The 14,938-nt window shown below is 60.2% G+C and carries 13 protein-coding genes; 8 read left to right on the forward strand and 5 right to left on the reverse strand.

Annotated elements, in window-relative coordinates; genetic code table 11:
- Nucleotides 1–312: 312 nt before the first annotated feature.
- On the reverse strand, nucleotides 313–1,047 hold the full coding sequence (locus RIKMI_RS0102130) for a YebC/PmpR family DNA-binding transcriptional regulator (RefSeq protein WP_027290276.1): 735 nt from the start codon (nucleotides 1,045–1,047) through the stop codon (nucleotides 313–315).
- Between the two features lie 27 nt (nucleotides 1,048–1,074).
- On the opposite strand from RIKMI_RS0102130, the gene RIKMI_RS15070 reads away from it, so the two are divergent.
- The 7 genes from RIKMI_RS15070 (at nucleotide 1,075) to RIKMI_RS0102170 (ending at nucleotide 8,563) form a co-directional block, all read left to right on the forward strand.
- A complete protein-coding gene (locus RIKMI_RS15070; protein WP_027290277.1) occupies nucleotides 1,075–1,317 on the forward strand; it encodes a hypothetical protein in 243 nt (80 codons plus the stop codon).
- A gap of 25 nt (nucleotides 1,318–1,342) precedes the next feature.
- Nucleotides 1,343–1,960, forward strand: a complete 618-nt coding sequence (locus RIKMI_RS0102140) for a porin family protein (RefSeq protein WP_027290278.1) — start codon at nucleotides 1,343–1,345, stop codon at nucleotides 1,958–1,960.
- Nucleotides 1,961–2,720: 760 nt separating this feature from the next.
- Entirely contained in the window at nucleotides 2,721–3,896 is a 1,176-nt protein-coding gene (locus RIKMI_RS14200; protein WP_051214249.1) for a TlpA family protein disulfide reductase, read from the forward strand.
- Nucleotides 3,897–3,921: 25 nt separating this feature from the next.
- The gene (gene lpxD / locus RIKMI_RS0102150; protein ID WP_027290279.1) at nucleotides 3,922–4,977 is read left to right on the forward strand and encodes a UDP-3-O-(3-hydroxymyristoyl)glucosamine N-acyltransferase; all 1,056 of its coding nucleotides are present in this window, start codon (nucleotides 3,922–3,924) and stop codon (nucleotides 4,975–4,977) included.
- Nucleotides 4,978–5,378: 401 nt separating this feature from the next.
- On the forward strand, nucleotides 5,379–5,963 hold the full coding sequence (ruvC, locus tag RIKMI_RS0102155; RefSeq protein ID WP_051214549.1) for a crossover junction endodeoxyribonuclease RuvC: 585 nt from the start codon (nucleotides 5,379–5,381) through the stop codon (nucleotides 5,961–5,963).
- Nucleotides 5,964–6,130: 167 nt separating this feature from the next.
- Nucleotides 6,131–7,165: a TlpA disulfide reductase family protein gene (locus RIKMI_RS0102160; protein WP_027290281.1), complete on the forward strand. Its 1,035-nt coding sequence runs from the start codon at nucleotides 6,131–6,133 to the stop codon at nucleotides 7,163–7,165.
- Between the two features lie 132 nt (nucleotides 7,166–7,297).
- On the forward strand, nucleotides 7,298–8,563 hold the full coding sequence (locus tag RIKMI_RS0102170; RefSeq protein WP_027290282.1) for a DUF2851 family protein: 1,266 nt from the start codon (nucleotides 7,298–7,300) through the stop codon (nucleotides 8,561–8,563).
- Between the two features lie 829 nt (nucleotides 8,564–9,392).
- Here RIKMI_RS0102170 and recR read toward each other — a convergent pair.
- From recR to RIKMI_RS0102185, 3 genes are read right to left on the reverse strand one after another with little or no spacing between them, the layout of a single operon-like run.
- Complete coding sequence (gene recR, locus RIKMI_RS0102175) at nucleotides 9,393–9,983, reverse strand: recombination mediator RecR (protein ID WP_027290283.1); 591 nt, start codon at nucleotides 9,981–9,983, stop codon at nucleotides 9,393–9,395.
- Entirely contained in the window at nucleotides 9,983–10,990 is a 1,008-nt protein-coding gene (locus RIKMI_RS0102180) for a tetratricopeptide repeat protein (RefSeq protein WP_211224108.1), read from the reverse strand. Before RIKMI_RS0102180 ends, recR begins: the two co-directional genes overlap by 1 nt.
- An 8-nt stretch (nucleotides 10,991–10,998) precedes the next feature.
- On the reverse strand, nucleotides 10,999–12,897 hold the full coding sequence (locus RIKMI_RS0102185) for a BatD family protein (RefSeq protein WP_051214252.1): 1,899 nt from the start codon (nucleotides 12,895–12,897) through the stop codon (nucleotides 10,999–11,001).
- Between RIKMI_RS0102185 and RIKMI_RS14990 the strand changes: the two genes are divergently transcribed.
- Entirely contained in the window at nucleotides 12,877–13,131 is a 255-nt protein-coding gene (locus RIKMI_RS14990; RefSeq protein WP_169715489.1) for a hypothetical protein, read from the forward strand. The two genes, RIKMI_RS0102185 and RIKMI_RS14990, sit on opposite strands and share 21 nt — an antisense overlap.
- 455 nt (nucleotides 13,132–13,586) lie before the next feature.
- Here RIKMI_RS14990 and RIKMI_RS0102195 read toward each other — a convergent pair whose 3' ends face one another.
- Entirely contained in the window at nucleotides 13,587–14,603 is a 1,017-nt protein-coding gene (locus tag RIKMI_RS0102195) for a vWA domain-containing protein (RefSeq protein WP_027290286.1), read from the reverse strand.
- Nucleotides 14,604–14,938 lie beyond the last annotated feature (335 nt).

Here is a 14,938-nt window from a genome sequence, read left to right on the forward strand (position 1 = left end):
TTTCGTTACGCAAAGGCGAAATCTTTTCGACTAAAACTATAATTTCAGTCTTTAAAGAATAACTCAATATTTTAGGGTACTTCGGTAAGGTCGAAGACAGCAAATAACGGTCCTGAGCTTCCGGACGTTCCGGCCCCTCTCAGGAACGCACTGTCCGCTGCCTGCCCGAAACCGTTCCTGCCTCCTGCACGCGAAACCCACGCTTTGTGCCGGTGCCCGGCAGGTACCGCAAATTTTCGCACAAAAAAATCCGGGCCTCCCGCCTTTTCCGAAAAGCAGGAGGCCCGAAAATCCGTCCGCAGGAGAGAGAGATTACTCCTCCTTCATATTGTGATAAACGCGCTGCACGTCGTCGTCTTCTTCGAACCGTTCGATCAGTTTCTCAATCGCCTCGCGCTGCTCGGGCGTCACCTCTTTCTGGTCGTTCGGAATGCGTTCGAACTCCCCGCTCAGGATTTCGTATCCTTTCTCCTCCAAGTAGTTCTGTATCCTGCTGAACGCGTCGTAAGCCCCGTAGATGACGATTTCCGGCGTCCCGTCCTCGGTCTCCTCGGTGAACACTTCGTCCACTCCGTAATCGATCATCTCCAACTCGAACTCGTCGAGGTCCAGCCCTTCGGGCGCCTTGATCTTGAATACCGACTTACGCTCGAACATGAAATCCAGGCTTCCGGTGGTGCCCAGCGAACCGCCCGCCTTATTGAAATAGCTGCGCACGTTGGCCACCGTACGGGTATTGTTGTTGGTGGCCGCCTCCACCACGATGGCGATGCCGAACGGGCCGTAGCCGTCGTACTGGATCTCCTTATAGTCCGTGTCCGTATCTTTCGAGATGGCCCGCTTGATGGCCCGTTCGACGTTGTCTTTGGGCATGTTCTCCGACTTGGCCGTCTGGATCAGCATTCGCAGCCGCGGGTTGCCCGCCGGGTCGGGGCCGCCCGCCTTGACGGCGATTACGATCTCCTTGCCCAGCCGGGTGAAGGTCTTGGCCATATTGCCCCAGCGCTTGAACTTACGCGCCTTGCGGAATTCGAAAGCTCTTCCCATAACTCTATTCGGTTCAGTGAGGTTTAGTTGAAACTGTTTTACAAGTGCCGCAAAGGTAGCGGTTTTCCGGCAAAAAAAGAAAGTCACCTTGCGCGAGACTTCGCGTCGTTCCTCTTTTTGCCGCCGGCGCCCCGTCCCGGAAATTCCGGCCCGGATTTCGCGTCTCCTGTTTCCGAACGCCCGCAGCGTCCCGCCGGAAGGAAAATCGCAGCGATCCCGCCCGAAATCTCACTGCTGCGCGGTAAACTGCCGAATAAATACTATCTTTGAAAGTTAAAACCAATCTACGACCGCTATGCAGATCACCAAACGTCTTCGGACGATCGCCGGCGTCCTGTTGCTCGGCATCGGGGCATACCCTACCGCATCCGCGCAAGGTTTCTACTGGGGTCCCCGTGCCGGACTGAACGTCAGCACCGTCACCAAAACCACCTATGCCAAAGCCCGTGCGCGCGCGAATTTCGGGCTGATGGCCGGTTACAAGCTGAACGACATCGTCGGCCTGCAAGCCGAAGCCCTCTATTCGCTCCAGGGCAGTAAAATGACCAACAGCGACCATATCTATTCGTACAACTACATCAAAATACCCGTTCTGGCCAAACTCTACCTGATCGGCGGCCTCAACATCGAAGCCGGGGTTTCGTTCAACTGGCTCGTGAGGGCGCAGGACAAGTGGAGCAGTACCGTTTACGATATCCACGGCACCCCCACCGGTACGGTCAGTCACAGCCAGGATCTGATGGGCGACAGCAAGACGTTCGACCTCACCATTCCGGTGGGACTCAATTTCCAGTTCCCCCGTCTGTTCGATATCGGCGTGCGATACGACATCTCCACGGTACGCATCCCCGACGAGCGGTCGAACCATGCCAAAAGCAGCAACTGGTCGGTCAGCGTCGGACTGAGATTCTGACGGAACGGCCAGGCGCCGGCCGTCGCCCGAACCGGGCTGACCAAGAGAGAACTTTACATAAAACCGTAGGGTTTTTATTGATGCGATTCGAAAGAATCGCCGGCCTTTGCGCCCAAGCCGCTTTGCGGCTTCGGGGGGTGGGCGCAAAGCCGAATAGGTAAAACAGTTTAACCGTACGGATAAAAACAAGTTTCCGCGTTAGCGGGCGGGCCGGACGCCTCCCCACGGGAGGCCCGCAACCCTCGCACGCTCGGGGCGGTCTCCCGGACGTCCGACCCGAATGAAAAATGACCGTACGATTTTATGTAAAGTTCTCCCGATATCAGCCCGGAGCCACCCCGGCGAACCGACGCTGCCAGCGAGAGCCATCGGGCTCGCACGAATGGCCGAGCGGCGAGGAGGACAACGAGCGAAGCGAAGTTAACGGCTGCAACCTGCGGTCGCGCCCTCGCTGGCTCCGGGCGGAAGCAGCAAGTTAAAAGTATGGTTGAATTAGGCTTCCGCGCCAGCGGGCGGGCCGGACACCTCCCCACGGGAGGCCCGGTGCCGCTCGGCACTCGAGCCGGGCTGTAACTACCCGGACCCTCCCGGGCGTCCGACCCGAATGAAAAATAACCCTACGATTATCCGCAACGCGAAGAGACCCCGGCGAACGGATATTCCGCCCGCAAGCGGCACGAACCGTTCCGGACCCACAATAAGTTCCGGGCTAACAATCAGTTCCCGGCCGACAATAAAACGAACGAAACGACATATCTGCATGAAAAAACTCGTCCCCGTATTCGCCCTTTCCGCCGCCCTGCTCGGCGCCTGCTCCGGCAGCGGCGACAGCCGCCTGAGCGTCAGCATCTCCGGTATGCCCGACGACAGCCTGATCTGCTCCTGGTTCACCCCCGCCACCGTCCGCGAACGGGGCGATATGACCACCGTTCTGGTCGGCGGTACCCGCAACGGCGATAAGACCGAATTCGACATCGACCTGCCCGACGGCGAACACCTCTACCGCATATTCCTCGCTCCGCAGAGCTTCCGCGGCGACGGCCCCCGGCAAAACATGGAACTGTTCCTGCTGCCCGGCGAGAGACCCCGCATCGAAGCTGCCTACGACGCCAAAAGCAAAGCGATCGAATACACCCTCGAAGGTTCGGCCGACCAGCAACGCTGGCGGGAAGCGACCCGGGCCGTCGAACCGCTCCAGCTGCGGCTCGACATGCTCAGCGCCACGGCCATGATGATTTCGCCCGACCGCCGGAATCCCAACGACACCGTTTACCTCCAGATACGGCACTTGGGCGACAGTATCCGGAAGATCAAGACCGATTATATCGTCGCGCACCCGGCCGATCCGGTATCCGGTTTCTTCCTGACCACCCTGCCCAACGACGCCGGTTTCGACAGCCTCTATAACCGGCTCGACGAAAGCGTCCGCCAAGGCCCCCTCAAAGAGTGGCTCGACCTGCAAAAAGAGCTGTCCGACAAACTGGTCGCCTCCCGGCAGGCCCGCGAAACGGTAAAAACGGGAGCCGTCGCCCCCGATTTCACGCTGCCCGACGCTGACGGCAAAGAGTTCGTCCTCTCTTCCCTCTACGGGCAGGGAAAATACGTCGTGCTCGACTTCTGGGGCACCTGGTGCGGTTGGTGTATGAAGGGGATGCCCGCCATGAAAGAGGCCTATGCGAAACACCGGACGGCCGTCGAATTCGTCGGCATCGATTGCGGCGACACGCCGCAGGTGTGGAAACAAACCCTCGCCGGGCAACAGCTTCCGTGGATCAACGTGCGTGCCGCGGACGACGAGGTGCCCGTGCGCTACGGCATCGAGGGTTTCCCGACCAAAATGATCCTCGATGCGCAGGGCGTCATCGTCGCCCGCTTCACCGGCGAAGATCCGGCTTTCTACACGACGCTCGACTCGCTCGCCCGTACGACACGGTAAATACAATTCCATACACGATACGACCATGCAATTCACAGCAGAGATCATCGCCGGATACCTCGGCGGTGCCGTCGAAGGAGACAAGGAGGCCGCGGTAAGCTCCGTCGCCAAAATCGAAGAGGCGGGAGCCGGCGACCTCGTTTTCCTCTCGAACCCCAAATACGAAGAACACATCTACCGCACGGGCGCCACGATCGCCATCGTGAACCGCGATTTCAAAGCCCAGCACCCGTTACCCGAAGGGCTGACCCTGGTTCGCGTCGATAACGCTTACAAGGCTTTCGCCTCGCTGCTCGACCTTTATGTGGCCAACAAACCGAAAAAGACGGGCATCAGCCCGCTGGCTTTCGTCCACCCGTCGGCCACGGTGGGGACCGACGTCTATATCGGCGAATACGCGGTCGTCGGCGAAGGGGCCACGGTGGGCGACGGAACCGAAATCTGGCCGCAGGTCTATGTCGGCGACCGGGTACGGGTCGGCGCGGGCGCCAAGCTCTATCCGGGCGTAAAGGTTTACGAAGAGTGCGTGATCGGCGACCGGGTCACGGTACACGGCGGGACGGTGATCGGCGGCGACGGCTTCGGCTTCGCCCCGACCGAGGACGGCTCGTTCCAGAAGATCCCCCAGATCGGCAACGTGGTGATCGAGGAGGATGTCGAGATCGGTTCCAACTGTTCGATCGACCGTGCCACGATGGGTTCCACGCGTATCCGCCGGGGGGCGAAACTGGACAATCTGATCCAGGTGGCCCACAACGTGGTGATCGGCGAGAGCACGGTGATGGCGGCCCAGGTCGGCATCGCAGGTTCGACCAAGGTGGGCAGCCATGTGATGATGGGGGGCCAGGTCGGAGTCGTGGGGCATATCACGATCGCGGACGGGGTCAAAATCGGCTCGCAGTCGGGCATCCCGAACAATATCCCGACACCGGGCGTTACGGTGTTCGGTTCGCCGGCTTATCCCGGATTGGAGGGACACCGCATCCAGGCGTCGGTGAAACAACTCCCGGAACTGCGTAAACAGGTCGCGGAACTTGCCAAACAACTCCGTGCCCTCCAGGAGCAACTCGCCGCTAAATAACCGTTCGTTTTTATCGCTACCCGCTCCGGAGGCAACCGTTCTTTTTCTTCAGAAAAAGAACCAAAAAGACTTTCGAGCAGCTGTGTTTCGCCTCAGTTCGCCGCAGTCTTGTTGCATTGCGGGCTTCTTTGTCCTGTAACGGATAGGGGGCTAATCGGGTATAAATCATATTATACAGTCCCCTATTCGTTACAGGACAAACCTTCAAAGAAAAGGGTACCCGGCAGGCTCAGGAGATGCGCCAGCATCTCAAAAAGTTTTTCTGGTTCTCTTTGTTCACAAAGAGAACAGTCACCTCGAACCTGAACAGTGCAAATAAACGAACGATTGTTAAGAGACAGAAGATGATTATACGCAGGAGCCGCGCCCAGCGCGAAGAGCAGGCCGTCGCCGCCGACCCCATGGAAGGGAAGACTGTGATCGGCATCGACCCCGGCACCAACGTGCTCGGCTACGGCGTGCTGCACATATCCGGCGGCGTGCCCCGCTGCCGCGTGCTCGGCGTAGTCGCCCTCGGCAAATACCGCGACCGCTATCAGAAACTGCGGCACATCTTCGAGCGCGTCAGCGCCCTCGTCAGGGAATACCGACCCGACGAGATGGCCCTCGAAGCCCCGTTCTACGGAGACAACGTGCAGAGCATGCTCAAGCTCGGCCGCGCGCAGGGCGTGGCCATGGCCGCCGCCCTGGTACAGGACGTGCCCGTCTTCGAATACTCGCCCCGGCGCGTCAAACAGGCCATTACCGGAGAGGGCGGAGCCTCGAAAGAACAGGTCGCCGCCCTGCTGCAAAAAATACTCGGCATCGGCACCACCCCTAAGGAACTCGACGCCACCGACGGACTGGCCGTAGCCCTGTGCCACTATTACATAGCCTCCAGCCCCCTCGGTACCGCCGCCGGCGAACGACGCGGCGAAAGCGGTGTCAGCGGCGGCGCCGGAAGCTGGGCCGCCTTTGTCAGCAACAACCCCGACAAAGTCAGGTGAACGCAGCGAATTGCCGGTGCCGCCTTCTCGCAGGAGTCCGAAGAGGCATGGAGGCGCCGAAAAGCGACCGGCCGACATGCGCAGCCCGCCGGCGAGTTGCTGAAACGGTTCGAAAAACAGACACAAAGACAGCAAACCAACACACAAACACAATACCGACCTCAACCATGAAAAAAACGTTGCTGCTCGGCGCCGCGGCCCTGATGCTCGCCGCCTGCGCCAAGAAAGGCTACCAGGTGAAAGCCGTCCTCGACGGCCTCGAAGAGGGCCAGACCGTTTACCTCTCCGTACTGCAAGGCAAACTGCCCCGCGTGATCGACTCCGCTTCGGTAAGCGGCGGCCAGGCCCTCTTCTCCGGCGAAATCGCCCTGCCGATGCTCGCCCAGCTCACCGTCGGCGACAGTGCCGTGCGGCCCGCCGCCCAGTTCTTCCTCGAAAACAGCCCCATCGCCGTGAGCGGCCCCTTAGGAGAACCCGACAGCGTCCAGGTCAGCGGCTCCGCCGAACAGAACCTCTACAAAAGCTACCTCGACGCCGTGGATACCCTCCGCAGCTATGCGCAGGTAACCGTTTTCGGACGTGATTTCGTCAAAAACAACCCCGGCAGCGCAGCCGCCGCCTACGTATTTTTCCGCCGCGTCACCCCCGGCATGGAATACCCGGAGATGCGCGAATACGTGGCCGGATTCGACAGTACCCTGCGCGGCTCGGTCTATCTGCAACTGGTCGAAGAGATGGCCGACCGGCTGGAAAATACCAGCCCGGGGCATAAGTTCACCGACTTCACCCTGCCCGACACGACCGGCACGCCCGTAGCCCTCTCGTCCGTCGCCGGACAGGGCAATTACGTGCTGCTCGACTTCTGGGCCTCGTGGTGCCGTCCCTGCCGCATGGAAAACCCGCATGTGGTAGCCGCCTATAATCAATTCAAAGACAAGGGATTCACCGTATTCGGCGTTTCGCTCGACCGTCCCGACGGCCGTGCCGACTGGCTCCGGGCCATCGAAAAGGACGGCCTGACCTGGACCAACGTCAGCGACCTCCGGTTCTGGGATTGCGTGCCGGCCGCCGCCTACGGCGTTCGTTCGATCCCCTCGAACGTACTGATCGGGCCGGACGGCACCATCGTGGCGCGTAACCTGCGGGGAGAGGCCCTCGTCGCCAAACTGACCGAACTTTATGCCGCTGCCGACGGGAAATAATCCGTCCGCCGACCGTTCGGAAAACCGCCCGCACCGGCCCCGTTACGCGGAGCGTCGGGCGGGCGTTTCCGAAAAACCGTGCCGCCTTGCGGCGGCACAGCCTTATCTGACGGCAGCAACCGCCGACCGACGATGACCGACAGCCAGAAAAGAGACCTGATCGCCCTCGTATGGGGTCACCGCCTGTTCCGGGACAGCGACATCGCCGCCCCGGAACAGGCGGTCTGCGTCGAAAACCCGGGTTACGCGCCTGAAGCCGGCCCCGGAGAGGCCGTAACGCCCGGCCCCGACTTTACGAATGCCGCGGTGCGGTATGGCGACTCCCTGCTCTGCGGGGCCGTGCGTATCGACAGCCGTTCGTCCCTGTGGCGCGAAAGCGGGGCGATGACCGACCCCGCTTTCGATCCCGTGTTGTTCCATGTAGTGGGACAGCGCGACCGGGTGCTGGTGCGCGACGGCCGCGAAGTGCGGACGCTGATACTGACGCCGGCGGCGGAAATGGAAGCGCTGTACGGACAGATGCTCGACGAAGCGGTTCGCGGCGGCACTGGATGCGCCGGCTTTTTCGCCACCCTTCCCGGCGTGCAGCAGGAACAGATCCTGTCGCGGCTTACGGCCGAACGGCTGCGGCGGAAAACGGCCGAAGTGGAGGCCATCCGCCGCTCGCTGGGCGGCTGTTGGGACGAGACCGCCTATGTCTGTTATCTCCGTTCATTGGGTATGGGCGGGCAGAAACGGTCGTACGAAGCATTGGCACGATCGGTCCCATTACGGTGTCTCGTGCGCTGCGCCGGGGATGTACGGCAGGCCGAGGCGTTGCTGATGGGACAGTCGGGATACCTGAACGTGGCGTCGGCTTCCGACCCGAAGATACGGGAGTTGCAGGATATATACCTGACGCTGAAAAAAGAGTACGGGCTGCTCCGACCGATAGTGTCGTGGGCCGGCGCGGGGGTAAGACCGGCATCGCTCCCGCCGGCGATGCTCAGCCATGCGGCGGCATTGCTCGCGCGGGTACCGGTACTTTCCGACAGCCTGAAGGCGGCTTCGGAGAGAGGGATGGCCGCTTTACGCGATCTGTTCGGCTCGGCGGAAACGGGCATCAGCCCTGCGAAAACGGACCTGCGGATCATCAATTTCGTCATCCCGCTGCTCACGGCAATGGGACGAGACACGGGCGACGCGCAGTTGCAGGAACGGGCGCTGGGCCTCTACGAAGAGGTCGCCCCGGAAGCGAACCGTTACACGCGGCTCTGGCAGGAGGCTTTCAACCTGCGGAGCGCGTCGGATTCGCAGGCGGTGATCCAGCTCTGCACCGAGTATTGCGGCCGGGGCGGCTGCGCGAAATGCCCGGTGGGAACGCTGCGGCTGGTGCGGCTTTGGAAAAAGTTGCGGTAACGGGCTTCCCGCTGTTCTTTGTCCTGCTTCATGCCGGCGGGGCACTTACTTTCTACGCTCGCCAGCGACAGATATGACATTAAACCTACGATTAAATTGAGGTAAGTATATACGACTTTACCCGGAATCGGGAAATGATCTCCCTAACCGGCCCTGCGGTGCCGCTCGGCACTCGAATCGGGGCTTTTCTCTGCTTAAAGGGGTGGGCGCGGGCCGAAATATACTGAGAATTAAGCGGGCACATAATATAGGGTAAAGTCATATATACTTACCTAAATTTATATGTTGTCGCCCGAAGCCAACGAGGGTCAAACGAGCTTTGTGAGTTGCAGCCGTTAACTTCGCTTCGCTCGTTTTCCTCCTTGTGCCTCGGCCATTCGTGCAAGCCCGATGGCTCTCGGCTACTGCGTCGGTTCGCCGGGGGTGGCTCCGGGCTGACCGCTACGCGGATAATTAATCGTACATTTAAATCTATAGTTGTTTACTAAGGGTCTCAGCCTGCGGGAATAGGGTATCTTACTGCCCGGCTCGAGTGCCGCCCGACACTCAGGTCGGGATTTTTCTTCGTCCGGGAGAGGGGACGCGGGCCGAAATAAGTTGAAAACCGGACGTACGTATAAAACAGGATAAAATCGCATAGGGTTATCTTATCTGTATAAGCGAGTTATAATAATCCGACTGAATTTGACAGTCTGATCGACCATCTGGCGAAAAGCCGTGTGCTGAGTTGTGCGACAACCGGGAGCATCTTGGCAGCTATGCCCCACGGAGGCTGGAGATGAAAATGCAGGAAAGGGGCAGCCTCCTGTAAGATCTCCCCCTGCCTCCTTTACAGCGGCCGGCGGTTCCTGAGGGCGTGGGTGATGGTCAGTTCGTCGGCGTACTCCAACTCGTCGCCGAAGCCGATGCCGCGCGAAATGACCGATACGACCACGCCCAACGGCTGCAATTTCTTGGTCAGGTAGTAAGAAGTGGTCTCGCCCTCGATGGTGGTGCCCAGCGCGAGGATCACTTCGCGGACCCCCAGCCGGCGGATATTGTCGGTCAGCAGATCGACATGCAGGTCGGAAGGCGAAATGCCCTGTATCGGCGAGATCACGCCGCCCAGCACATGGTATAAACCGTTGTACTGGCGCGTGTTTTCGATCGAGATCAGGTCGCCGACCTGTTCCACCACGCAGATGGTGGTCTTGTCCCGTTTGGGGTCGGAACAGATGGGGCACAACTCGTCATCCGAGAGGTTGCGGCACTGGCGGCACCAGCGGATGTCCCGCCGGAACTGGTAAACGGCTCCGGCGAAAAGGTCCACGTCTTCGACATCCTGCCGCAGCAGATGCAACGCCAGCCTGAGGGCTGTCCGCCGTCCCACTCCGGGCAGCTTCGCGAACTCCCCGACCACGTTTTCCAGCAGTTTCGACACTATTCGGTGCCTCCGTTCCTTACGATCGCTTCGATGGCGTTGGAAGTGATCCACCCTTTATTTCCGTCCGAAAGGACGATTTCGGTCCAGCCGCCGAGTTGTTCGAGCATCCGCACTTTGGTACCCTCGTGCAGTACGAAGATATCTTTGCTGCCGGCGCCGGGCGAGCTTTTCACGGGGGCCACGAGGTTCATCACCACGGCTTCGTTGCCGTGCAACAGCCGCGTGCGCTGGAAATGGGCGTAAAAGGTGCAGGCCAGACAGAGCGCGAGCGAGGCCAGCCCCCCGTAAAAGCCCGATTTGCGCAGAGCCAGCGTATTGGAAAGCAGCCACAGGATAACGGCGGCGAAGGTCGCGCCGAGGAATATCAGCCCCAGCACGGCCCACGTGTCGGTGCCGAGGGTCAGGCCGAGGTCGCGCAGCCAGGTCTTGAGAAAAAATTCGGGCACGGCGTCGATCTTGTCCACGATACGGGCGTTGGCCATAGCGAGGTTGTATTGCGTGTCTTCGTCGGTGGGATCGAGCAGCAGGGCGCGGTTGTAGTTGAGGATGGCTTTCCCCATACGGCCCTGTTTGAACCAGCTGTTGCCGAGATTGTAGTAGAGTTTGCCGCTGTGTACGCCGCGGGCGAGCAGGGCGTCGTAGAGTTCCACGGCCTGGCGGTAGCTGCCGTTGCTGTAAGCGGCGTTGGCCTGCGTCCACAGGGTGTCGGCCGGAATATCGTCCAGACTGGCTACGGCGGGCAGGGTGGCGACCGGCACGGCGCCGGTATCGGTAGCGGCCTGCGCCACGGTGTCGGCGCCGGACGTGCCGGAAACGGCGGCAGCCTGTGCGGCTGTCGGAAGTACGAGCAGCATCACTGCGGCGAGCAACCGCAAGACTGATTTATTCTTACGGTCCGCAGCCGGCAATGGCAAAACCGAAGGTTGCGGCCCTTCGCCGGGGGTGGCTGCGGGCCGGCCGCTAACGCGGCTATGGAGCATACAGGATATATCTTTCTTGTTCATAACCGTCATCATATCTTATTCTCGAACCGCCCGATCAGGTCGAGGGCGGCATTGTAGGCCTTGTCCATCGGGACGCCGGCGGCGGGAGAGTACTGGGCGAATTCGCATTCGGAAATCAGGTTCAGGAACTCCCGCGCCTGCTCTTCATCCATGCCCCTGCGTCCGACCAGTTCGCCGAGAACGCGTTCTTTGGTCAGGTTGGCCACGTCGATGGCGAGTTTGTCGCCCATGTATCCCCACAGGGCGCGCAGCAATTCTTCGAAGAAAGCGCTCTCTTTGCCGGCGTTCATATAGCCTTTAGCGCGTTTGAGCCGTCGGAGGGCCACTTTATTGGCTTTTTTGGTTTTGACGCGCACGATGTCGGCCCGTTCGCGGATGCTCTTTTGCAGATAGACAAGCAGCCCGACGAAAGCGGCGGCCAGCACGAACACGGAGGCGAACCAGCCCCACGACCAGAGGAAAGCACCGCCCTGCCGCACCAGCCGGGGATCGCCCATACGGATGAAACGGATGTCGGAACCGAGCATCTGGAGGTCCTCTTTGGTCACGCCGGAGACCATGCCGAGGCCGGAGGCTCCGTTCCCTTCGTCGCGCAATATCCGGATCGGGAAGTCGGGCGTGGTCAGGGTATTGTATTTGCCGGTAGAGGGGTCGAAGTAGGAAAAGCGCACGCCGGGGATGGTGTAGTCGCCTTCGGCGCGGGCGATGAAAGGATATTCGAAAGTCTTTTCGCCGGTAGTCCCGCGGGCGGTATTGACCAGCCGTTCGTTGGTCTTCATGTCGAACTGTTCGAAAGCGGCGGGCAGGGTGATGCGGGGGGCTTCGACCAGGGGGAAGTTGCCGATGCCGCTCAGCCGCAGGGTGATCGATCCGGCGGTATTGGCGGCGAAACGGTCGCCGGTGGCCACGCCGGTCAGCTCGAACTGGCCGACGGCGCCGGTAAAGTCGTCGGGCTGAGGCCGGGGCAGCTCCTTCACGCGGATTTTCACTACGGGCGAAACGAGCCTGGCGGATACGTTCTTAATCTGGGGAGCGCCGCCGTAGAAGAGGTCGTAGGGCGATCCGGTGGCGGGCATCTGGGTCACGAGCTGGGCGATGGCGGTGAACTGGGCCTGCTCGATCTCGATGGTGCCGGTGCGCTGGGGATAAAGCAGCCACTGGCGCAGTATCTGGGTGTGGTACACTTTGCCGCCGAGGGTGGCGCGGCTGTCACCCTGGCCGGAGAGGTCCATCTCCTGCGCCCAGAAACCGTTCAGGGCGGGATATTTGATGTTTTCGAAACCGGCGATATTCACCTGGGTGTAGATACGGAGGCTGGCCACGACGGGTTCGCCGCGGTAAACGTCGGTTTTATCGACTTCGATGCGCAGGAGGATGTCGTCGGAGGCGAGGCGGGTCTTGCCGACCGGTTCGAAACCGACGTCGGAAGCGTTACCGCCGCCCGCCCCGGAGCTGCCGCTTTGTTGGCGCGCCTGCTCGGCGCTCAGGCTTTCGATTGCGGTGGGCCGGGTCTTGTAGGTCTCTCCTCCGACGGTGACGGTGGCGGCGGGAATGTCGATTTTTCCGGTACGTTCAGCTTTCACCCAATAGGTGTAAGTGACGGTATTGCGGGTCTGGGAGACGCCGTTCACGTCGGACATGAATACGCCGACGGAACGTACCGGGCCGGAGATGACGCTCAGCCCGCCGATGTCGGGCAGGCTGAAACGGGCGTCGCTTATGTCGCTTTTCTGCGTGCTGACGGTAAAGGCGATCTTGAAGGGCTGGCCTTCGGCGGCCTTGAGGGGGGCGTCGATGTCGAATTCGACGTCTGCCTGGGCGCGGACGATGCCTGTGCCGCCGACAAGGAGCAGACAGGCCGTTGCCAACAACCGGCATAAATATCGATGGAACTTCTGCGTCTTCATGTATGTGGCAAAGTTAATCTTTTGCGGTGTTATTTTTTGCGGGCGGGGACTTTTCTTCTTCCGGCCGGCATTTCTCCGGAAGCCGACCTTTCCCTGCTCTTTTTCGGGTTGTTTCCGGCTTTTTCGGTTTCTTGGCTTTTCTTTGCTTTTTCGGGAGCTTTTGCCCCGGTCCGTTTGCTGTTCGGCAACGGGTTTCATGCGGACGGCGGTCTCCCGGGCGCCTGCCCGCGATGAATAAAATCGTACTTTTAATTTGCTGATTCAAAGCCCGGAGCCAGCGAGGGCTAAACGAGCTGTGCGAGTTGCAGCCGTTAACTTCGCTTCGCTCGTTTTCCTCCTTGTGCCTCGGCCGTTCGTGCGAGCCCGATGGCTCTCGGCTACTGCATCGGTTCGCCGGGGGTGGCTCCGGGCTGACCGCTACGCGGACAATTAACCGTACGATTATTTTTCATTCGGGTCGGACGTCCGGGAGACCGCGGTAGTTACAGCCCGGCCCCCTGTACCGCTCGGCACAGGGTCGCAGCTTCACCTCGCGAAGACCGATGCTGCCCGGTATTTCAACCGGGGCGGCAACTGTTCCGGATGCCGGATGGTATGACCGGAAACCATACGGTTTGCCGGTAACCGCCCCGGTCGTGCCGAGTCCGCAGGCCGCATCTCGTCGGGAATCGACGACGGTGCAAAAATACCTAAGATTTGAACACCGATATGCGGGCCAGCCATCTGTTTTTACGGTCGAGCATCAAAAATTCGGCCAACAGCAGCACCAACGCGGCGGCCAACAGATAGTGGAACTGGTCGTTGTACTCCGCAAAAGCCATCGAAGAAAACTCTTTCTTCTCCATTTGGCCGATCTGTTTCAGTATCTGGTCGAGGCCGATGCTGCGGTCGGTGGCCCGCACATAGCTTCCGCCGGTCAGCACGGCGATCTGCTGAAGAGTCTGTTCGTCGAGTTTGGAAACGACCATTTGGCCGTTTTCGTCTTTCATTGTTTCGCCGTCGATGGTGATGGGGGCGCCCTGGGGAGTGCCGATCCCCACGGTATAGATCACCACTCCGGCGTCTTTGGCCAGCTGGGCGGCAGCGATGGGGTCGTCGTCATGGCTCTCGCCGTCGGTGACGAGGATGATGGCGCGGCTTTGGTGGCTCTGATCGGAAAACGAACGGGTGGCGGTCTCGATGGCGCGGGCGACAGAGGTACCCTGCACGGGCACCATATTGGGATTCAGCCCGGAGACGAAACTCTTGGCGGATATGTAATCGGAGGTGATGGGCAGCTGGATATAGGCGTCGCCGGCGAAAACGACCATCCCGACGCGGTCTTTATCGAGCTGTTCGATCAGCCGGTTCACGGCGTTTTTGGTCCGTTCGAGCCGGTTGGGGGCGAAATCTTCGGCGAGCATGCTGTTGGATACGTCCACGGCGAGCATGATTTCGACGCCTTTGCGGGTCACTTCGCGGAGTTTGGCGCCGAACTGGGGCTGGCCCAGAGCGAGTATCATCAGGCTCAGGGCGAGCAGGGTCAGCACGAATTTATTCCTCACGCGTCGGGGCGAGGCTTCGGGCATCAGCTCGCGGATCACGTCGGGATCGCCGAAACGGGCCAGACGACGTTTCTGGGCGCGGCGGTAGAGGACATACACGACAATGGCGAACGGTACCGATAGGAGCAGCCATAGATAATCGGGTTGTGCGAATCTGAACATATCGTACTATTTTTCTTCGACCGTATTTTGAATCTCCCTCTTCTATTATTCGGCTTCGGGGGAGCGCACGAAGCCGGATGGGTAAATTTTAACCATACGATTTTTGTTGATGCGATTCTTCAGAATCGCCGGCTTTCGCGCCCAAGCCGCTTTTGCGGCTTCGGGGGGTGGGCGCAAAGCCGATATTATGGTATTAAACCTACGGTTAAGACTAAATTTCCGCGTCAGCGGGCGGGTCGGACGCCTTATGCGGGCAGGGCACTTACTTTTTTGCGCGACCAAAAAAGTAAGCAAAAAAGTCGCCGGGAATGCGATTCCCCGCTCCCGACTCCCGT

It is taken from the genome of Rikenella microfusus DSM 15922, assembly GCF_000427365.1.
Taxonomy (GTDB): Bacteria; Bacteroidota; Bacteroidia; order Bacteroidales; family Rikenellaceae; genus Rikenella; species Rikenella microfusus.